18 protein-coding genes and 1 riboswitch are annotated in these 19,783 nt (G+C 73.5%); of the genes, 9 read left to right on the forward strand and 9 right to left on the reverse strand.

Annotated elements, in window-relative coordinates:
* The first annotated feature begins 161 nt into the window (after positions 1-161).
* A complete protein-coding gene (locus tag AC0VYN_RS27385) occupies positions 162-1,958 on the forward strand; it encodes an AMP-dependent synthetase/ligase (protein WP_385460747.1) in 1,797 nt (598 codons plus the stop codon).
* Between the two features lie 130 nt (positions 1,959-2,088).
* Here the strand turns inward: AC0VYN_RS27385 and AC0VYN_RS27390 are convergent, their stop codons facing one another.
* Complete coding sequence (locus tag AC0VYN_RS27390) at positions 2,089-3,231, reverse strand: glycosyltransferase family 4 protein (protein ID WP_475533099.1); 1,143 nt, start codon at positions 3,229-3,231, stop codon at positions 2,089-2,091.
* Between the two features lie 121 nt (positions 3,232-3,352).
* Here AC0VYN_RS27390 and AC0VYN_RS27395 point away from each other — a divergent pair, with 121 nt between their 5' ends.
* On the forward strand, positions 3,353-4,603 hold the full coding sequence (locus AC0VYN_RS27395; RefSeq protein WP_475533100.1) for a glycosyltransferase 87 family protein: 1,251 nt from the start codon (positions 3,353-3,355) through the stop codon (positions 4,601-4,603).
* Here the strand turns inward: AC0VYN_RS27395 and AC0VYN_RS27400 are convergent.
* From AC0VYN_RS27400 to AC0VYN_RS27420, 5 genes are all read right to left on the reverse strand, one after another.
* On the reverse strand, positions 4,560-5,750 hold the full coding sequence (locus tag AC0VYN_RS27400; RefSeq protein ID WP_475533101.1) for a hypothetical protein: 1,191 nt from the start codon (positions 5,748-5,750) through the stop codon (positions 4,560-4,562). The two genes, AC0VYN_RS27395 and AC0VYN_RS27400, sit on opposite strands and share 44 nt — an antisense overlap.
* 49 nt (positions 5,751-5,799) lie before the next feature.
* The gene (locus AC0VYN_RS27405; protein WP_475533102.1) at positions 5,800-6,813 is read right to left on the reverse strand and encodes a C40 family peptidase; all 1,014 of its coding nucleotides are present in this window, start codon (positions 6,811-6,813) and stop codon (positions 5,800-5,802) included.
* A gap of 217 nt (positions 6,814-7,030) precedes the next feature.
* A complete protein-coding gene (locus tag AC0VYN_RS27410; protein ID WP_475533103.1) occupies positions 7,031-8,071 on the reverse strand; it encodes a C40 family peptidase in 1,041 nt (346 codons plus the stop codon).
* A 248-nt stretch (positions 8,072-8,319) separates the two neighbouring features.
* Complete coding sequence (locus AC0VYN_RS27415; RefSeq protein WP_475533104.1) at positions 8,320-9,669, reverse strand: NYN domain-containing protein; 1,350 nt, start codon at positions 9,667-9,669, stop codon at positions 8,320-8,322.
* A gap of 82 nt (positions 9,670-9,751) precedes the next feature.
* On the reverse strand, positions 9,752-9,991 hold the full coding sequence (locus AC0VYN_RS27420; protein ID WP_385460726.1) for a hypothetical protein: 240 nt from the start codon (positions 9,989-9,991) through the stop codon (positions 9,752-9,754).
* A gap of 156 nt (positions 9,992-10,147) precedes the next feature.
* Here AC0VYN_RS27420 and AC0VYN_RS27425 point away from each other — a divergent pair, with 156 nt between their 5' ends.
* Positions 10,148-10,912, forward strand: a complete 765-nt coding sequence (locus AC0VYN_RS27425; protein WP_475533105.1) for a rhomboid family intramembrane serine protease — start codon at positions 10,148-10,150, stop codon at positions 10,910-10,912.
* Positions 10,913-11,453: 541 nt separating this feature from the next.
* Here the strand turns inward: AC0VYN_RS27425 and AC0VYN_RS27430 are convergent.
* Positions 11,454-11,612 (reverse strand): hypothetical protein, encoded by a 159-nt coding sequence (locus AC0VYN_RS27430; protein WP_475533106.1) that lies wholly within the window; start codon positions 11,610-11,612, stop codon positions 11,454-11,456.
* 55 nt (positions 11,613-11,667) lie between these two features.
* Between AC0VYN_RS27430 and AC0VYN_RS27435 the strand changes: the two genes are divergently transcribed.
* From AC0VYN_RS27435 to AC0VYN_RS27460, 6 genes are all read left to right on the forward strand, one after another.
* Positions 11,668-12,237 (forward strand): polyprenyl synthetase family protein, encoded by a 570-nt coding sequence (locus AC0VYN_RS27435; RefSeq protein ID WP_475533107.1) that lies wholly within the window; start codon positions 11,668-11,670, stop codon positions 12,235-12,237.
* Entirely contained in the window at positions 12,234-13,148 is a 915-nt protein-coding gene (locus AC0VYN_RS27440; protein ID WP_475533108.1) for an isoprenoid biosynthesis enzyme family protein, read from the forward strand. Before AC0VYN_RS27435 ends, AC0VYN_RS27440 begins: the two co-directional genes overlap by 4 nt.
* Before the next feature lie 12 nt (positions 13,149-13,160).
* Positions 13,161-14,516: a cytochrome P450 gene (locus tag AC0VYN_RS27445; protein ID WP_475533109.1), complete on the forward strand. Its 1,356-nt coding sequence runs from the start codon at positions 13,161-13,163 to the stop codon at positions 14,514-14,516.
* A 58-nt stretch (positions 14,517-14,574) separates the two neighbouring features.
* Positions 14,575-15,933: a cytochrome P450 gene (locus AC0VYN_RS27450; RefSeq protein ID WP_475533110.1), complete on the forward strand. Its 1,359-nt coding sequence runs from the start codon at positions 14,575-14,577 to the stop codon at positions 15,931-15,933.
* On the forward strand, positions 15,846-16,529 hold the full coding sequence (locus tag AC0VYN_RS27455) for a phthiocerol/phthiodiolone dimycocerosyl transferase family protein (protein WP_475533111.1): 684 nt from the start codon (positions 15,846-15,848) through the stop codon (positions 16,527-16,529). The genes AC0VYN_RS27450 and AC0VYN_RS27455 overlap by 88 nt, the downstream gene beginning before the upstream one ends.
* 80 nt (positions 16,530-16,609) lie before the next feature.
* The gene (locus AC0VYN_RS27460; RefSeq protein ID WP_385460708.1) at positions 16,610-16,891 is read left to right on the forward strand and encodes an Lrp/AsnC family transcriptional regulator; all 282 of its coding nucleotides are present in this window, start codon (positions 16,610-16,612) and stop codon (positions 16,889-16,891) included.
* 39 nt (positions 16,892-16,930) lie between these two features.
* On the opposite strand, the gene AC0VYN_RS27465 is transcribed toward AC0VYN_RS27460, so the two are convergent.
* Positions 16,931-18,319 carry an aminotransferase class V-fold PLP-dependent enzyme gene (locus tag AC0VYN_RS27465; RefSeq protein WP_475533112.1) on the reverse strand — a complete coding sequence of 463 codons (1,389 nt, stop codon included), beginning with the start codon at positions 18,317-18,319 and terminating at the stop codon, positions 16,931-16,933.
* A gap of 165 nt (positions 18,320-18,484) precedes the next feature.
* Positions 18,485-18,601, reverse strand: a riboswitch (SAM riboswitch).
* A 75-nt stretch (positions 18,602-18,676) separates the two neighbouring features.
* A complete protein-coding gene (trpD, locus tag AC0VYN_RS27470; protein ID WP_385460702.1) occupies positions 18,677-19,741 on the reverse strand; it encodes an anthranilate phosphoribosyltransferase in 1,065 nt (354 codons plus the stop codon).
* Positions 19,742-19,783: the final 42 nt, after the last annotated feature.

Consider the following 19,783-nt stretch of genomic DNA (forward strand, 5'->3'; position numbering starts at 1 on the left):
CGGAGACGCCATACCGGCGGGTAACGTCCGGGCAGTCCAGTCGTGCTCAGGATTTCAACATGTGAATCGGCATGTTCTCCTCGAGCACTTGCCCGAGCCTTGGACCGCACCGTCGCATCACACAACGTCGTGGCGCCGGCGCCCTATGAGGAGCAGCAGTCTTGCGCGAGTTCAGCCTTCCGGCTTTGTACGAGGTCCCTGCGGACGGAAATCTGACCGACATCGTCCGCAGAAACGCCGCGCAGCATCCGGACGTCGCCGTCATCGCCCGCAAGGCCGGCGGCACCTGGCAGGACGTGAGCGCTCGCGCCTTCCTCGCCGAGGTGCACGCCGCCGCCAAGGGCCTCATCGCCTCCGGCGTCCAGCCGGGCGACCGGGTCGGCCTGATGTCCCGTACGCGCTACGAGTGGACACTGCTGGACTTCGCGATCTGGAGCGCGGGCGCGATCACCGTGCCGGTGTACGAGACCAGCTCGCCGGAGCAGGTGCAGTGGATCCTCGGCGACTCGGGCGCCACGGCGTGCGTCGTGGAGTCGGCCGGGCACGCCGCCGCCGTGGAATCGGTGCGCGAGCGGCTGCCCGCCCTCAAGAACGTCTGGCAGATCGACGCCGGTGCCGTCGAGGAGCTGGGGCGTCTCGGCGGGGACGTCACCGACGAGGCGGTCGAGGAGCGCAGCTCGATCGCGAAGGCCGACGACCCGGCGACCATCGTCTACACGTCGGGCACCACCGGCCGCCCCAAGGGCTGCGTGCTCACCCACCGCAGCTTCTTCGCTGAGTGCGGCAACGTCGTCGAGCGCCTGCGCCCGCTGTTCCGCACGGGCGAGTGCTCCGTCCTGCTGTTCCTCCCGCTCGCCCACGTCTTCGGCCGCCTCGTCCAGGTCGCGCCGATGATCGCGCCGATCAAGCTGGGCTGCGTCCCGGACATCAAGAACCTCACCGACGAACTGGCCGCGTTCCGGCCGACGCTGATCCTGGGCGTGCCGCGCGTCTTCGAGAAGGTCTACAACTCGGCGCGCGCCAAGGCGCAGGCCGACGGCAAGGGCAGGATCTTCGACAAGGCCGCCGACACGGCGATCGCGTACAGCAAGGCCCTGGACACCCCGTCGGGGCCGTCCGTCGGTCTGAGGATCAAGCACAAGGTCTTCGACAGGCTCGTCTACAGCAAGCTCCGCACGGTCCTCGGCGGGCGCGGCGAGTACGCCATCTCCGGCGGTGCCCCGCTCGGCGAGCGCCTCGGCCACTTCTTCCGCGGCATCGGCTTCACGGTCCTGGAGGGCTACGGCCTGACCGAGTCCTGCGCGGCGACCGCGTTCAACCCCTGGGACCGGCAGAAGATCGGCACGGTCGGCCAGCCACTGCCCGGCTCGGTGGTGCGCATCGCCGACGACGGCGAGGTGCTGCTGCACGGCGAGCACCTGTTCAAGGAGTACTGGAACAACCCGGGGGCGACCGCGGAGGCGCTGGCCGACGGCTGGTTCCACACCGGGGACATCGGCACCCTCGACGAGGACGGCTACCTGCGCATCACCGGACGCAAGAAGGAGATCATCGTCACCGCCGGCGGCAAGAACGTCGCCCCGGCCGTGATCGAGGACCGCATCCGGGCGCACGCGCTGGTCGCGGAGTGCATGGTGGTCGGCGACGGGCGGCCGTTCGTGGGCGCGCTGGTCACCGTGGACGAGGAGTTCCTCGGCCGCTGGTGCGCGGACCACGGCAAGCCGGCCGGCTCGACGGTGGCCTCGCTGCGCGAGGACCCGGACCTGCTCGCCGCGATCCAGTCGGCGGTCGACGACGGCAACGCGGCGGTGTCGAAGGCCGAGTCGGTGCGCAAGTTCCGTGTGCTGGGCGCCCAGTTCTCGGAGGAGTCGGGGCACCTGACCCCGTCGCTGAAGCTGAAGCGGAACGTGGTGGCGAAGGACTACGCGGACGAGATCGAGGCGATCTACGCGAAGTAGCCGAGCGGGGGGCGCCCATGGAGGTGCCCCCTTGTCACCGTGGGCGGGTGCCGGTGCGTCGTGGCTTGTCGCGCAGTTCCCCGCGCCCCTGACCCGCATGCCCTGGCCCCCGTTGCCGAGACCCCCCGCGTTACAGCAGGGTCTTCAGGTGTTCCGCCAGCAGGTCCCAGCGCCACTTCTCCTCGACCCAGGACCGGCCCCGCTCGCCCATCCGGCGGCGCAGTTCCGGGTCGGCGAGGAGAGCGGTGACGCGGTCGGCCGTATGCTCCGCCGAGTCGCCGCGCACGACCCAGCCCGTCTCCCCGTCGAGCACGGCGTCCGGGGCGCCGCCGGAGTCGCCGGCGACGACGGGCAGGCCGGTCGCGGACGCCTCCAGGTAGACGATGCCGAGCCCCTCCACGTCCAGCCCGCCCCGCCGGGTGCGGCACGGCATGGCGAAGACGTCCCCGGCGCCGTAGTGCGCGGGCAGCTCGGCCCAGGGCACGGCGCCGGTGAAGCGCACGGAGGCGGCGACGCCGGTGTCCCGGGCGAGGCGGCGCAGGTCCTTCTCGTAGGGGCCGCCGCCGACGATGAGCAGGACGGCGTCCGGCTGGGCGGCGAGGACGCGCGGCATGGCCCGGATCAGCGTGTCCTGGCCCTTGCGCGGCACCAGCCGCGAGACGCACACCACGACGGGCCGGTCGGTCAGCCCGAGCCGGGCCCGCACCTCGTCACCGCCGCTGTCCGGGTGGAAGGTCTTCTCGTCGACGCCCGGCGGCAGCTGCACCATCCGCGCGGCGGCCGCCGGCGTGAGCGCGCCCGCGATCCGCGAGCGCGTGTACTCGCCGAGGTAGGTGATCGTGTCCGTCGACTCCCCGATCCGGCGCAGCAGTTGCCGGGCGGCGGGCAGCTGGGCCCAGCCGGCCTCGTGCCCGTGGGTGGTGGCGACGATCCGCTCGGCGCCCGCCTTGCGCAGGGCGGGCGCCATCAGCCCGAGGGGCGCCGCCGCCCCGAACCACACCGACGTGCACCCGTGCTCGCGCAGCAGCCCGACCGCCCGGCGGGTCGCGCCCGGCGTCGGCAGCAGCATCGTCGTACGGTCGCGCACGACGGTGAAGGGCTGCTCGGCGTCGAAGGCGGCGGTGGCCTCGAGGCCCTCCCGGCTCCGCCTCCAGGTGGAGGCGTAGACGACCAGCCGCTCGGGGTCCAGGCGCAGCGCCATGTTGTGCAGGAAGGCCTGGATGCCGCCGGGGCGGGGCGGGAAGTCGTTCGTCACGATCAAGGTCTTGCGCATCGCCGCCGACCCTACCGAACCGGCCGCCCGGGGCGGGGCCCGGCCGTGTCGGTGGAGCGCGCGCGGGCGTCCGGGCCATCATGGGGCACCGGCACGGCACACGCGGACGGGCAGGGAGCACGTGGAGACGACGGACGCGGCGCGGTCCCCGCTGGGGCCGCTGACGGCCTGGGGCGTCACGCGGCTGGTGCTGCTGCTGTTCGTGCTGAGGGTGCTGGTCCTCCCGGGCCCGGACGTCACCAGCGACGTGTCGGTCATCTACCGGGACTGGTACGACGTCCTGCGCACCGGGACGTTCCCCCTGGACGACGTCACCTGGCAGTACCCGCCCGCCGCGGCGTTCGCGATCCTCTCCCCCGGCCTGCTGCCCTTCTGGGACTACCCCACCGCCTTCTTCGCGCTGGCCTGTGCCGCGGACCTGACCGTCCTGGCGCTGCTGCTGCGGGCCGGCCGGGGACGCGGCCGGTCCCGGGCCGGCGCCCGGGTGTGGGTGGCGGGCGTCCCGCTGCTCGGTCCGACGGTGTACGCCCGGTACGACGTGATGGTCACCGCCGTCGCGGTCGCCGCGCTGCTCGCCGCCGGGCGGCATCCCCGGGCGGCGGGTGCCCTGGCGGCGCTCGGGGCGCTGCTGAAGGTGTGGCCGGCGCTGGTGCTCGCCGGCCTGCGCGGGCGCGGTACCTGGGCGGCGGCGGCCCTGACGGGGGCGGTCCTGGCCGCGCTGTTCGCCGTGACCATGCCCGGCGCGTTCGCGTTCCTGACGTTCCAGCGCGAGCGGGGCACCGAGGTGGAGTCCCTGGGCTCGCTCGCCCTGCACGTCGCCCGGCACTTCGGCTGGGACGGCCAGGTGCTGCTCAACTACGGCTCCGTTGAGTTCCTCGGCCCCCACGTGGGCACGGTGAGCACGGTCGCCCTCGCGCTGACCGCGACGGCGTTCGGCTGGCTGCTGCTGTGGCGGCTCGCGGCCTCGCGGTTCGCGGCGCACACGGCGGCGGACGCGGCGCTCACGGCGGTGCTGCTGTTCACGGTGACCAGCCGGGTGATCAGCCCCCAGTACCTGGTCTGGCTGGTCGGCCTCGCCGGGGTCTGCGGGTGCTTCCGGGCGAGCCGGATGCGGGTGCCCGCCGCGCTGGTGCTGGCGGCGGGCGCGGTGACGGTGCTGGAGTTCCCCGTCTGGTTCGCGCACGTCGTGGCGAGCGACCCGCTGGGGATCGCGCTCCTGTCCGTCCGCAACGGGCTGCTGGTGGCGGCCGCGCTCGTCGCGGCCCGGGCGCTGTGGCGCGGCACCGTGCCGCGCGGGGGGCCGGGACGCTCCGCCGCCTCCCGGCGGCTCAGCCGAGCTCCGTCCGCAGATACTCCCGCCACCGCGCCGTGAACGCGTCCCCGCTCGTGCCGAGCACGTCCCGCATCGCGTCCTCGACCGCGCCCGCGCGTCCGTCGTGGGCGCCCACGGCCCGGTAGAAGGCGTCCAGGCGGTCCTCGCCCCACTCGTCGGCGATCATGCGGCAGGCCAGCCAGCCGCCCTCGTAGGCGCGGGCGAGCGCGTCCGCCTCGCCGGTGAAGCCGAAGTCCTCGTCCGTGGGCAGCCCGGCGGGCAGCCGGCCCTCGGACACCGCGCGCGTCAGTTCGGCGGCGGCCTGCGACGGCGCGCGGCCGTCGGCCCGGTAGCCGACCCAGTCGGCATAGCCCTCGGACAGCCACAGCGGCGTGGCGGCGGTGGTGTGGACGCGCGTGGCGACGTGGGTGGTCTCGTGGGTGAGCACGACCTGCCGGCCCAGGGTGCCGAGCAGCCCGTACGCGTCGGGGTTGACGATGATCCGGTCCGCGGGCGCCCGCTCCCGGCCGCCCGTCTCGCCGGTGGTGACCGCGGCGATGCCCCGGTAGGAGGAGGCGGGTGAGCCGAGCAGCCCCGCCATCCCCTCCAGCGACGTGGGCACCAGCACGACGATCCGGCGGCTCCACGCGCCGTCCCAGGCGTCGGACACGGCCGGCACCGCGTGGTCGGCCAGGTCCGCGTAGCCGCTCAGCGCCACGGTGGACTGCCCGATGCCGAGGACGAGGCTGTGCTCGCCCCGCACCACCCGCACCGGGCCCTGGTCCCACGGCTGCTGGCCGGACCGCTCCGCGGGCCGGTCGGAGTCGACGGACCAGTCCCCGTCCCGCTCCCGGCTGAGCCGCACGGTGCGGGCGGTGGTGACGGCGCCCCGGTCGTAGCCCTCGACGCGGTAGCTGAGGTCGACGTCGGCGGTGGCGGTGTCGCCGGTGCGGTGGACGCCGGTCACGCGGTACGACCAGTCGGCCAGCGGCACCGCGGCCAGGTTGGCGAAGCCCGTCCCGGTGCCGGTGCGGGCCCAGGCGGTCCGGTCGTGGGCGAGCACGGCCGCCGCGCGCCGGTCCAGGACCCGCTGCACCTCTGCCCCGACGGGGTCGGCCGCGGTCCGGCCGCCGCAGGCCACGAGGGAGACCAGCAGCAGGCACAGCGCCACCACCGAGGAACCCGACACGCGCCTTCGACCAGCCATCCTCCCGATCGTACGGGCGCCGGGCCGCGGGGGCCCGGGTTCGGGGAGGTCAGACCCTGGTGACCGAGGAGACCGGCATCATGCCGACCGGGTCGTAGCGCACCGGGGCGCCGGGGTGGGGCGCGTGGATCACCTGGCCGTTGCCGGCGTACATGCCGATGTGACTGGCGTCGTCCCGGTAGGCGACCAGGTCGCCGGGCCGCGCCTCGGAGAGCGGGATCCGGCGGCCCGCGTACCGCTGTGCCTGCGAGGTGCGCGGCAGACCGACCCCGGCCTGGGCGTACGCCCACTGGGTCAGGCCCGAGCAGTCGAAGCCGGTGGGGCCGTTGGCGCCCCACACGTAGGGTCTGCCGAGCGCGGAGCGGGCCGCGGCGAAGGCGGCCGCGGACCGGCCGGAGGCGGGTACGCCGCCGAGGGCGGACAGGTCGGCGCGGCCCGAGCGCGAGGCGCGGCCGTAGGCGGCGCGTTCACCGGCCGGGAGGGTGCCGAGCAGCCGGCGGGCCCGGGCGAGCTTGCGCTCGACGGTCTTCTTGTGGGCGGCGACGGCCTTGCGGCCCTTCTCCAGCTCGGCGAGCTTGCGGGCGGCCTCGGCACGGTCCTGGGTCAGTTCGCGCGTGACCCGCTGGAGCTCCCGGAGTTCGCCGGCCTGGTGGGCGGTGATCCGGTCGAGCACGGAGGCCTTGTCGAGGTAGTCGTCCGGGTCGGCGGAGAGCAGCAGCGCGAGGGACGGGTCGACGCCGCCCGCGCGGTACTGGGCTCCGGCGAGCGAACCGAGCCCGTCCCGCATGGTGTTGATCCGCTGCTGCTTGCGGGCGATCTCGTCCTGGGCGGCGTCGACCTCCTCGCGCAGGGCGTCGGTGCGCTCGTCGGCCTTGTTGTAGGCCTCGGTCGCCTGCTCCGCCTCCGTGTGCAGGCGGTCCACCTCGGCACGTGTGTCGTCGTGCGGCGCGGCCACGGCCGCCGGTACGGCGCCCAGGACGGCGGTGGCTACGGAGAGAAGGCCGAGGGCGGCGGTGGCGCCGCGGTCGAGCCCGGACGGTGCAAGGCGGCGATGGGACCCCACGGGAAGCCGCACTCCTTCCGCTGGCGGACGGGAAACGCGGCAGACAGTAACCCCGCGGCGGGGCCGGCGACCAACGGCCGGGAAGGGGCGCGGAACGCGGCACCCCGCCGCTGACGCAGGTCAGACGGCGGGGCGGGCGGTCGGAACACCGTGCCGTGATTCCCCCGAACGGGCGGCACGGGCGGGACGTTCGCGGATGGTCGTCCCGGGACGCGGGTCAGACGCGGACGCCCCACATGAAGGGGCCGCCGATGGTGTTCATCGACTCGTAGCGGACGACCGTGCCGGTGCGCGGCGCGTGCAGGACCTGGCCGTTGCCGGCGTAGAGGCCCACGTGGTGCAGGTCGTTGAAGAAGAAGACGAGGTCGCCGACCTGGAGGTCGCTCATCGAGGAGATGCGCGTGCCGTAGTTGGCCTGGGCCTCGGAGGTGCGGGGTATGCCGACGCCGGCCTGCGCGTAGGCCCAGGAGGTGAGGCCGGAGCAGTCGAAGGAGGACGGGCCGGTGGCGCCGTAGACGTACGGCGTGCCGATCTTGCTCTGGGCGGCGGAGAACGCGGCACCGGCGCGGCCGGAGGCGGACGCCGTGGAGCCGGAGAGGGCCTCGCGCTCGCTGCTGCGGGTGGCGCGGTCCTGCTCGGCGGTGAGGGCGGCCTTCTCCGCGGCGGTGAGCGTGTTGAGGAGCTTCTGGGCGGAGGAGAGCTTGCCCTGGACCTCCTTCTTCTTCTTGCCCAGTTCGGTGCGGGTGGCCGAGAGGTCCTTGAGCTTCTTGGAGGCCTCGGCTCGCTGCTGGGCCAGGTCGCGCTGCTTCTCCTGGATCTTCTTCAGCGACTCGACCTGCTGACCGCTGAGCTGGTCGAGCGTGGAGGCCTTGTCCAGGTAGTCGTCCGGGTCGGCGGACAGGAAGAGCTGGAGGGAGGGGTCGATGCCGCCGGAGCGGTACTGGGCGCTGGCCATCGAACCGAGGCCGTCGCGCAGCTCGTTGAGCTCCTCCTGGCCGCGGGCGACGTTGTCCTGGATGGTGGAGATCTCCTTCTGGAGCTTCTCCTGCTTCTCCTTGGCCCCGTTGTACTTCTCGGTGGCCTGCTCCGCCTCTTCGTAGAGCTTGTCGACCTTGGCCTTGACCTCGTCCTTGCTCGGCTTCTCGCTCGGCGCGGCGTTGGCCGCCTGCGAGCTGAGAGCGACTGCGGCTGCCGCGGCGGTGGTGAGCACGGTCACACGCGTGCGGCTCGGCTGCTTGGGACGACGGTGGGACGCCACGGAGTCGAGCTCCTTCTTGAGGGGGATCACCCGATCGGGGGTTCGAAGGCAGACCCTAGTGACCAAGTCGTGATGAGTTCAAATCCTCAGCTGAAAATAGTGAGACCGATGAGGCATATTTTGCCGTGAACTCACGTGCGGTGAGGCAGCCTTGACCGTGCGTCGCATCGAACGCCCCTCAATCCGGGCAAGGCACCCGTAGGTTGCGCTTGGGACGGACGGCGCTCCGGGGACATTCCGCCCGGGACTCAGCCGCGCGAGAACCGCTTGAGGAGGACCACCGAGGCCACCGGCCGCGCGCCCGCCTTCGCCACCCCGTCGGCGACCTCGCGGTCGGTGGAGACGACGATGACCGGCCGGCCCGGCGGCTCGGCCCGCACCAGCTGGCGGATCAACTCGTCCGCGGTGACACCGGGCTTGGAGAACAGCACCCGCACCCCGCGCGGCGGCGCCAGGAGCACCGGCGCGGCCAGTTCGGCCCCGTCGAAGACGCAGGTCGTCTCGGCGCCGGTCTGCGCGGCGAGCTGGGAGAGCTGACCGAGCAGGCGCAGCCGCTGCTTCTCCAGCGGCATCTGCGGATAGCCGGTCTTGGTGACGTTGTAGCCGTCGACGACCAGATGCGCCTGGGGCAGCGCGAGCAACTGGTCCAGGATGGCGGGGTCGTGCTCGGACAGGGCGCGGGCGGCGATGTCCTTCGGGGTCATCCGGCCGGGCTCGACCGCGTCCACCGTCTCCGCGGGCCGCACCGACACCGGGGGCAGCGCGAGCTCCCGGCGCAGCCCCTGGGTGGCGTCCAGCAGCGTGTCGAGGAGCAGCCGGACGCGCATGTCCTCGGTGCTGCGTCCCTCGCGTGCCGCCCGGCGGGCGGCCTCCAGGGCGGCCTCCGCCTCGCCGAGGCGGGCCTTGAGCCGACGGCTCTCGCTCTCGGCGGCGGAGAGCTGGGCGCTGTCCTCGGCGCGGACGGCGTCCATCTCGTCCCGGACCTTGCGCAGGGCCGCCTCGCCGCGCTTGACGTCGCTGAGGGCGGAGCGCAGCTTGCGGTGCAGCGACTCGGTCTCCTTCTTCGCCGCGTCCAGCTCGCCGCGCAGCCGCTCCGTCTCGGTCCTGGTGTGCTCCCGGGCCCGGGCCAGCTCCTCCTGCAGCCGCTCCAGCTCCGCGCGGCTCTCCTCGTCGGCGCGCTCGGCGTGCGCGCGCTGCACCTCCTCGCCGGCGGCGGTCACCAGCTTCACCCAGCCGTGCGGGCGCAGCACGTAGGCCGCGGCCGCCACGTCGAGGGGGTCCGCGGCCGGGGGCGGGGAGTTGGAGTCCAGGGCGCCGGCCAGCTCCGGCTGGGCCTCTCTGAACTTCTCGCCGATCCGCTGCCGGAACAGGGGGTCGGTCTCCACGGCGGCGGCCATGGCGTTGCCGGCGAACTTGGCCCGGCGGTTGGGGGCGAAGCGGGCGTACTGTCTCAGCTGCGCGGGCAGTTCGCCGAGGGTGAGTCCGCCGAAGCCGTCGGAGACGATCTGCACGACCCTGCGGCGCACTCCGTCGGGCAGCGGGCGGTCGAGCACCTCAGCGGCGCCGTCGTCCGGCCCCCCGCCGTGTGTCTCCACCATCCGTCACCCCAATGCCTCTGCTGCCTGCGCATGCCTGTGCGCGGCCCCGGTACGGGACCACGGCCCGCGGGACCCGCTCCCGTCAGGAGCCGGCGCCGGGCCTGTCCACGAGTTCCACCTGGTCCACGGCATTGCACCAGCGGCACCGCACCGACTCGATGGTCTCACTGAGCACCTCGCGCTCCTCGACCGTCGGCTCTCCGGCCAGATCGAGGTGCACGTACTCGACGACCTTCGAGGCGCGGGTCACGTCGAACCGGGTGAGGTTGCCGCAGAGGGTGCAGCGCCACCGCGTCGCGTCGGTCGGCAGGGGAACCGTCATCGTGCCTGTTCGCTCTCTTCCAGTGTCCGCGACGCCCCGGCCTCCCCGGCGCGTATGGCTCGTAACCCTACGGCCTGGCGGGTACCCGCCGCCCACGTGTCCACGGCGGCGAGGCGATATGGGCGGATGCGCCCGGTTGCGTCATGCTCTGTGTTCATGATCCGCGACTGGATGAGGGCAGCCGCCGGGAAGGCCGGGGCGCGCGGTGCGGCCCGCCCGCCGCACGGCCGGACGGCGCCCGTGACGTACGCGCTGATCATCCTGTGCTGTCTGCTGTTCCTGGTCAGCCCGGCGTCGGGGTTCGATCCGGCCCACCGCTCCGGCGAGGAGCTGCTCACCGCGCAGCGTGCCTGGTTCCGCCACTGGGGCGTGATCCCCGCAGAACTGTTCGAGGACTCCCCCGGGGCCGCCCTGACCCCCGCCACGGCGCTGTTCGTCCACGGAAGCTGGGTGCACCTGCTCGGCAACATGCTCTTCCTCTACGTCTTCGGCGCGATGACCGAGGCACGGATGGGACGGCTCCAGTTCCTGCTGTCCTACGTCGGCTGCGGCTACCTGGCGCTGCTGGGCTACGCGGCGGCCAACGCGCACTCCCAGGAGTCCCTGGTCGGGGCCTCCGGGGCGATCTCCGCGGTCCTCGGGGCGTTCCTCTTCCTGTTCCCGCGCGCCCGCGTGACCAGCCTCCTGCCCTTCCTCCTCTTCCTGCCGCTGCGTTTCCCGGCCTGGGTGGTGCTGCCGTTCTGGGCGTTCCTGCAGTGGATGGCGGCGGGGCGGGCCGGCGACGGCCCGGGGGTGGCCTACCTCGCGCACCTGGTGGGTTTCGGGCTGGGCTTCGTCTTCGCCTGGGCGCGGTTCGGGGGCGCCGGCGAGCCCGTGCCGCGCACCGGTTCGGAGCCGGACGGGGACGGCCGGTCGGCCTGAGGAACGGAGACGTTCGCACACGGCTCCGGAAAAAGCCCGGAAAATATATGCCCTTGTCACGCCCGGTAGCCCTGTGCATACCATCGCTCATGGGTTCGGACGCGTTGGCGGCGAACCCGCGACCAAACCTGCCCGGGGGACACAGTGGAAAAAACGGGGAAGGAGCTCCGGACGAATGTCCGGAGCATACGGTTACACGGCTCTTCGTACGTCCGTTCCGCGGGCCGGGACACACCCGGCCGTGACACATGGTTCCGCGACTCACCTCACCGTTTCCCACCCTTCCGCCGCCCGGTGATCACCCTGTTCGCCCGCGTTCCGGGGCGGGGTGGCGCACGCGGCCGGGGCCGCACGCCGTCCGCGTCCGGCGGCCCCCGCAGATTCTCGCCGGCTCACCTCGCACCCGTCCCGCCCGCGTGGCCGGACCCGCGCCCCGCCGCACCGCGGCGCACCGCTCCGTAGCGGCTCCGGCGGCCTGAGCCGCCACGACGTGCCCTTCCGGACCGCTCGCCGCCGGCGAGACGACCTCCAACCGCACTCATCACCGGGGCCCGCCGACAGCGACACCCGCCGCGGCCGCCCCACCGTGCACCGCCTGCTGGCCGGGCAGGGGGCGGACGACCGGACGGAGCGGTTCGGCCTCGGCGCGGCGGTGCTGCTGGGCGATCTCGCGTTCGCCTGGTCGGACCAGTTGCTGCACACCGCGGAGCTTCGCCCCCGGGCAACTGGCCGCCGTCCTCCCGCTCGTCACCGAGATGCGCACCGAGGTGATGCTCGGCCAGTACCTGGACCTGGAGGCCACCGGCGAGCTGACGGACGACATCGACGCGACACTGCTGGTCAACCGCTACAAGACCGCCAAGTACACGGTCGAACGCCCCCTGCACATCGGAGCCGCCCTCGCCGGCGCCGGGCCGGAGGCGATGGCCGCCTGCACCGCGTACGCCCTGCCCCTGGGCGAGGCGTTCCAGCTCCGCGACGACCTCCTCGGCGTGTACGGGGACGTCCGCGACACCGGCAAGTCCCGCCTCGACGACCTGCGCGCCGGCAAGAACACCACCCTGGTCGCCCTCGCTCTGCGGGCCGGGACCGAGACGCAGGCCGCCCGGCTGCGCGCGCTGATCGGCGACCCCCACCTGGACGAGGCCGGCGCCGAGGAGGTCCGCGGGCTCTTCGCGGCCACCGGTGCCCGGGACACCGTGGAACGCATGATCGACGACCGCTACCGGCAGGCCCTGCGCGCGCTGGACGCCGCCCCCTTCACCGCCGGGGCGGTCACCGAACTGAAGCACCTCGCCGTCACGGCCACCAGGAGGAACTCGTGAGCGCCGAACTGACCGCCCCCGCGACCCCGGCCACCGGCGCCGCCCGCTACCGGCAGGAGTGCACCGAAGCGTTCGCCGGGCTCTTCGACCGGTACGTCGGCTACGAGGCGAGGAAGGTGCCCATGACGGACGCGGAGCTGCGTGAGGTCATCGACGCCTGCAACCGGGCCGTCGCCCCGCTGGGCAAGAGCGTCTCCGACAAACGCTGGATCTCCTACATGGACGTGGTGCGCTGGTCGCAGAGCGCCCGGCACATCGAGGACATGGAGGCGTTCAAGGCCGTCTGCGTGCTCAACTGCGTGACGTTCGTGTGGGACGACATGGACTCCGCCCTGCACGACTTCGGCCTCTTCCTGCCCCAGCTGCGCTCGGTGTGCGAGCGGTACTACTCCCCGCAGGACGCGGAGTTCGCGTACGAGGGCGCCCGCGCCTTCGTCACCAGCGACCACATGTTCCGCGACTCGCGCCTGAAGACCGTGCTGTGCGGCACCTCGCCCGAGCAGTACTTCCGCTACCGCGTCACCGACGTCGGGGTGGACTTCTGGATGCGGATGTCCTACCCGATCTACCGGCACCCGCAGCTGACCGAGCACGCCAAGACGGGCCTCGCCGCCCGGATGACGACCCGCGGGCTGGCCGTCGTCAACGACTTCTACTCCTACGACCGCGAGCACGCCCTCGGGCAGGTCACCAACTGCTTCCGGCTGTGCGACGTGTCGGACGAGGACGACTTCCGGCGCTTCTTCCGCGCCCGGCTGGACGACATGGCCGAGGACCTGCGGTGCATACGGGCCTTCGACGACACCACCCGGGACGTCCTGCTCGACCTGATCCACGGCAACTTCGTGTGGACCACGCGCGACCGGCGCTACCAGGCCCCGGTCAACGACGTCAACTCGACGATCCAGTAGGGAGACCGCCGCATGCGCACCACCAAGTCGGCGGCGGAACGGGCCTGGCGGGTCGGCGTCGCGCCCGGCGCCCTGCCCGTGCTGGGCCACGTGCCCGCACTGTGGCGCCGCCCCCTCGAGTTCCTCGCCTCGCTGCCCGCCCACGGAGACCTGGTCGAAGTACGGCTCGGGCCGGGACGCGCCTATCTGGCCGCCCACCCCGAGCTGGTGCGGCACGTGCTGCTCCACCCGCACGTCTTCGACAAGGGCGGTGTCTTCGACAAGGCCCGCCAGCTGCTCGGCAACAGCCTTTCGGTGTCCCGCGGGGAGGAGCACCGCTTCCAGCGCCGGCTGATCCAGCCCGCGTTCCACACCACCCGGATCAGTGCCTACACGACGGCCGTGGCGGAGGACACGCGCACCGTCACCGACGCCTGGCGGTCCGGGGAGACGCGGGACATCAGCGACGCGATGCACGGCCTGCTGATGCGGGTCGCCGCCCGCACGCTGTTCTCCACCGGCCTCGACGCGGCGACGATCGAGGAGGCTCGGCAGTGCCTTCGCACGGTCTCGCACGGCATCTACCGGCGCACCGTCGCGCCCCTCGGCGTGCTGGAGCGGCTGCCCACTCCGGGCAACCGGGCCTACGACCGGGCCAATGCCAGGCTGCGGCAGATCGTGGCCGGCATGATCGCCCAGCGGCGCCGCGCGGACACCGGCCACGACGACCTGCTCTCGATGCTGCTCGCGGCCGGGCATCCCGACACCGGGGAGAGGCTGACCGACGGTCAGGTCCTGGACCAGGTCATCACCTTCCTGGTCGCGGGCAGCGAGACCACCGCCTCGACACTGGCCTTCGTCTTCCATCTGCTGGGCACGCTGCCCGAGGTGGAGCGGCGGGTGCACGCCGAGGTGGACGGGGCGCTGGACGGACGCACCCCGGTCTACGACGACCTGCCCGCGCTGCCCTACACCCGCAACGTGATCACCGAGGCGCTCCGCCTGTACCCGCCGTCCTGGATGGCGATGCGGGTCACCGCCGAGGAGGTCCGGCTGGGCGGGCGGACCCTCCCGGCCCGCACGATGATCCTGTACAGCGCCTACGCCCTGCACCACAACCCCGAGCTCTTCCCGGACCCGGAGACCTTCGACCCCGGGCGCTGGGAGGGCGAGCGCGCGGCGCTGGTCCCCCGCGGGGCGCTGCTGCCGTTCGGCGCGGGCAGCCACAAGTGCATCGGCGACGTCCTCGCACTCACCGAGACCGCGCTCGTCGTCGCCACCGTCGCCGCGCGCTGGCGGCTGCGTCCGGTGCCGGGCGGCGAGCTGCGCCTCGTACCGAAGGCCACGCTGGAGGCGGGCCCGCTGCCGATGCGTCTGGAGCGGCGGTGACGACGCTGCCGTGTGACGTTCCGTACGCCGCAGTCCCGGACCGGAGGACATCCGAAGCATGACGACCATCCCTTCCGACACCGCACGCGCGCCCCGGCCGGTGCCCGCACCCGGCCGGCTGCCCCTCGTGGGCCACGCGCACCTGCTGGCCCGCCGCCCCCTGGAGTTCCTGTCCTCCCTGCCCGCCGTGGGGGACCTGGTCGAGCTGCGCATCGGCGGCAGGCCCGCCTATCTGCCCTGCCACCCGGACCTGGTGCAGCAGGTGCTGCTGAACGCGCGGGTCTACGACACCGGCGGACCGGTCAAGGAGAAGGCCCGCCCGATCCTGGGCAACGGGCTGATCACCTCCGACTGGGCCGACCACCGCAGACAGCGGCGCATGGTGCAGCCGGCCTTCCATCCGGCGCGCATCGCCGCCTACGCCGAGGTCATGCGGGACGAGTGCGCGGCGCACGCCGAGACCTGGGAGGCCGGGCGGCCGACCGACGTCGGCGACGCGATGCAGGCACTGACGGCGCGGGTGACGGCCCGCGCGCTGTTCTCGACCGAGATGGCACCGCACTCGGTCGCGGAGATCCAGCGCAGCCTGCCCGTGATGGTCCACGGCGCCTACCGCCGGGCCATGGACCCCACCGGGCTGCTGGCCAGGCTCCCGCTGCCCGCCAACCGCGCGTTCGACGCGGCGCTCGGCCGACTGCACACCCTCATCGACGGCATCGTCGCCGACTACCGGCGGGCCGGCGGGGACCGCGGCGACCTGCTGTCGGCCCTGCTGGCCGCGCGGGACGAGGAGGACGGCGGCGCCCTGTCCGACCAGGAGGTCCACGACCAGGTCATGACCCTGCTGCTGGCCGGTGTGGAGACCACCGCGAGCGCGTTGACCTGGGCCTGGCACCTGCTCGCGGCCCACCCCGAGGCCGAGGCGAAGCTGCACGCCGAGGTCGACGAGGTGCTGGACGGCCGTCCGCCCGCGTACGCCGACGTGCCGCGGCTCGCGTACACCCAGCGGATCTTCACCGAGACGCTGCGGCTGTACCCGCCGGCCTGGATGTTCACCCGCACCACGACCGAGCCGACGGACCTGGGCGGCGTCCGCCTGCCGGCCGGTGCCGACGTGCTGGTCAGCCCGTACGTCATCCACCGCGTCCCCGCACTGTTCGCGGACCCGGAGCGGTTCGACCCCGACCGGTGGCTGCCCGAGCGGGCCGGGGACGTCAAGCGCTCCTCGTACCTGCCGTTCGGCGCGGGCAGCCGCAAGTGCATCGGCGACGTCTTCGGCATGACGGAGGCCACGCTCGCCCTCGCCGCGCTCGCCTCCCGCTGGCGGCTGTGTCCGGTCCCCGGCACCGCGGTGAGGCCGCGGGCCGGGATGAGCCTGACCGCGGGCCCGCTGCCGATGGTGCCCCGGCCGCGCTGACACACCGCCGCCCGCCGCCGCGGGGCTCCGGTCCCCGGCGATGGACGGCGGGCGCGGTCGGCCGACGGTGGTGCCGGACGGCCTCCGGCCCGGACGACGGTCCGTTGCCCCTGGTCTGCGGCCACGCGGTCGACCTGCTCCCCCGGCTGACGCCCGAGCTGCCCCGCGACGTGGTCGTCAACTGCATCACCGGCTTCCAGACGCCGCTGACCGTGACACACGACGACGACCCCACCTCCGTCGGCCGGGCCGTGTCCGGTCAGGTCTCCACGGCCCTGGCCCGCCGGGACCCCGAGCGCTTCCTGCTGGCCGCGCGGCGGGCCGGCGCCCGGGGCGTCGCGGTACCGGTCCCGGTGGTCACCCACGGCATCTCCAACGTCGGCCGTATCCCGGCCCATCCCGTCCCCGACGACGTGCGCCTGGTCCGGTTCGGCGCCACCGTGAACGCGCCCGGCCTGCCGCCCAAGCTCTTCGTCGCCTCGTTGGACGGCCGGCTGCTCGTGCAGTACGAGTACGACAGCCGTGCCCACGGCGCCGAGCGGATGCGGCGGCTGCGCGCGACGATGCGCGCCTCGCTGGAGGCCCTGGTGCGCTGAAGCCCCGGCCGGGCGTCGCCTCCCGGCGGACCACGCCCTAGAGTGGGTGTCCCAGTGCGCACCGAGGGAGAGAATCAACCGTGATCAGCGCGATCGTCCTCATCAAGACCAGCGTGGACCGGATCCCCGAGATCGCGGAGCAGATCGCCTCGCTGGAGAACGTCACCGAGGTCTTCTCGGTCACCGGCACCTACGACCTGATCGCCATGGTGCGGGTCCACCAGCACGAGGACCTGGCGGAGGTCATCCCCGGCCGGATCAGCAAGATCCCGGGCGTGGAGGGCACGGACACCCACGTGGCGTTCCGCACCTACTCGCAGCACGACCTCGAGGCGGCGTTCGCGATCGGCCTGGACAACTAGGGCCCGCCGTCCGGACGCCGCCGTGCCGGTACGGGCGGCTCAGGCGGCGGTACCCGTCCCGGCGGCGGACGTGTCCGGCACGCACCGGCCGTCCTCGGTGCGGTAGTTCCACCGGGCGCCGTCGCTGACCAGCTCCTTGACGGCGTTCACGAACCGCTCCACGTGCTCGTCCGGGGTGCCCGCGCCGAAGCTGACCCGGACGGCGTTGAGGGACCTCTCCCCCGGCGCCGCCTCGGGGGCGCCGCACTCGCCCTGCGTCTGCGGGTCGCTGCCGAGCAGGGTGCGCAGCAGCGGGTGGGCGCAGAACAGGCCGTCGCGGACGCCGATGCCGTACTCCGCGGAGAGGGCGGCGGCGAAGTGCGAGCTGTTCCAGCCGTCGACCACGAAGGAGAGGACGCCGACGCGGGCGGCGTCGTCGCCGAAGAGGGACAGGACCCGGACCTCGGGCACCTGAGCGAGCCCTTCGCGGACCTTGCGGACCAGGTACTCCTCCCGCGCGACCAGCGTGCCGAACCCGGCCTCGGTGAGCGCCTTGCAGGCCGAGGCGATGGCGTAGGCGCCGATGACGTTGGGCGACCCGGCCTCGTGGCGGGCGGCGCCGTCGTGCCACCGCACCTCCACGCCGCCGTCCGCGCGCCGGGTGACGCTGCGGCTGGCCCCGCCGCCGGCGAGGTACGGCTCGGCCTCGCCCAGCCAGTCGGCACGGCCCGCGAGGACACCGGCGCCGAAGGGGGCGTACAGCTTGTGCCCGGAGAAGGCGACCCAGTCGACGTCCAGGTCACGGACGTCGACCGGGTGGTGCGGGGCGAGCTGGGCGGCGTCCAGCACGATCCGGGCCCCGTGCGCGTGCGCGGCGGCGGCCAGTTCGCGCACCGGCCACAGCTCGCCGGTGACGTTGGAGGCGCCGGTGACGCAGACCAGGGCGGGGCCGTACGGCTCGCGGGCGGCCAGCGCGCGCTCCAGGGTCTCGACGGCGTCGGCGGGGCTGCTCGGGGCGTCGAGGCAGGTCACGTCCGCGTCCCGCCAGGGCAGCAGCGAGGCGTGGTGCTCGGTCTCGAAGACGAAGACCCGGCAGCCGGCCGGGAGGGCGGCGGCGAGCAGGTTCAGGGAGTCGGTGGTGGACCGGGTGAACACGACCTGGTCGGCGTCCCGGCAGCCGAGGAACTCGGCGACGGTCCTCCGGGCGTTCTCGAACAGGTCGGTCGACAGCTGCGACAGGTACCCGGCGCCGCGGTGCACGCTGCCGTAGTACGGGGCGTAGGCGGCGACGTCGTCCCAGACCCGCTGGAGCGCGGGCGCGCTGGCGGCGTAGTCGAGCGCGGCGTAGGTGACCTCGCCGCCCGTGACGAGCGGGACGGTGACGTCCCGGCCCAGGACGGGCAGCGGGGCGGCGACGGACTGGTCGGCGGCGACGGCGGAGACGGACATGGGTGCTCCCGTGAAGGCAGAGTTCGTCGCCGCGCGAGCGGGTACGGCTCGAGCGCGGGACGAGCGGAAGAGAGGGGATGCGGAGGCGGGGCTCTGCGGCCCTATCGCATTCGCTGATTCACGGAAGACTCCCTCGGACGACCCAGGACCCCTGGTTCCGCGAGGGGTCCGCGCTTGCCGTGAACCCTGCTGTCCACGGCCTGGTCCTCACCCGGGGCACCCCGCCACGGACGGAGGGTTGCCGGACAGTCGGCCGGGGCCGTATGACTGTCACTCATGACCTGGAAGGGAACGTACGTGAAGTGATCGCCGCCCCGCAACCCGGGTCCGGATCGCGGGACGGGCGTCACGGTCCGCTCAGGCGTTGCTGGCGGCCACCCAGCGCTCCAGGGTCCGCCGGGCGGCGCCGGAGTCGATGGACGCGGCGGCCTGCTCCATGCCGGCCCGGATCCGCTCGGTGAGCGGGCCGTCGCCGGGCTTCAGGGCCACCAGGGCCGCCGCCGAGTTCAGCAGCACCGCGTCACGGACGGGGCCCCGCTCGCCGGCCAGCAGCCGGCGGGCGACGTCGGCGTTGTAGGAGGCGTCGGCGCCGCGCAGGGCCTCGACCGGCACCAGTTCCAGGCCGACGTCCCGCGGGTCGAAGGTCTCCTCGGTCACCGTGCCGTCCCGCACCACCCAGACCCGGGAGGTGGAGGTCGTGGTCAGCTCGTCGAGGCCGTCGTCGCCGCGGAACACCAGGGAGGAGTTGCCGCGCTCGGCGAACACCCCGGCGATGATCGGGGCCATCCGGGGGTCGGCGACACCGACCGCCTGGGCCTTCACCTTCGCCGGATTGGTCAGCGGTCCGAGGAAGTTGAACACGGTCCGCACACCCAGCTGGCCGCGCGCGGTCGCCACATGGCGCAGTGCGGGGTGGAACTTGACCGCGAAGCAGAAGGTGATCCCGGCCTCCTCGGCGACCTGGGCCACCCGCTTCGGGGTCAGCTCGAGGTTGACGCCGAGCTTCTCCAGCACGTCGGACGCGCCGGACGCCGAGGACGCGGCACGGCTGCCGTGCTTGACGACCTTCGCGCCGGTGCCGGCGATCACGACGGCCGACATGGTGGAGATGTTGACCGTCCTGGCGCCGTCGCCGCCGGTGCCGACGATGTCGACCGTCTCGCCGGGGACCTCGATCACGTGCGCGTGCTCGTACATCGACCGCACGCAGCCGGAGATCTCGCCGACGGTCTCGCCCTTGGCCCGCAGCGCCGTCGCGAACCCGGCGATCTGCACGTCGGTCGCCTCGCCGCGCATGATCAGGTCCATCGCCCAGGCGGTGTCGTCGGCGGACAGGTCGCGGCCGTCCAGCAGACCGTTCAGCAGGGCGGGCCAGGAGCGGCCCGCCGCGGTGTCGCCTCCAGCGGGGGTCACAGCGCTCATGAGCCGCTCCTGAATCGTGTACGTCGTGGAAAGAGTGTGGTC

This window comes from Streptomyces sp. 63XJN7_1_ISO-PGPR-S23-121, assembly GCF_056173025.1.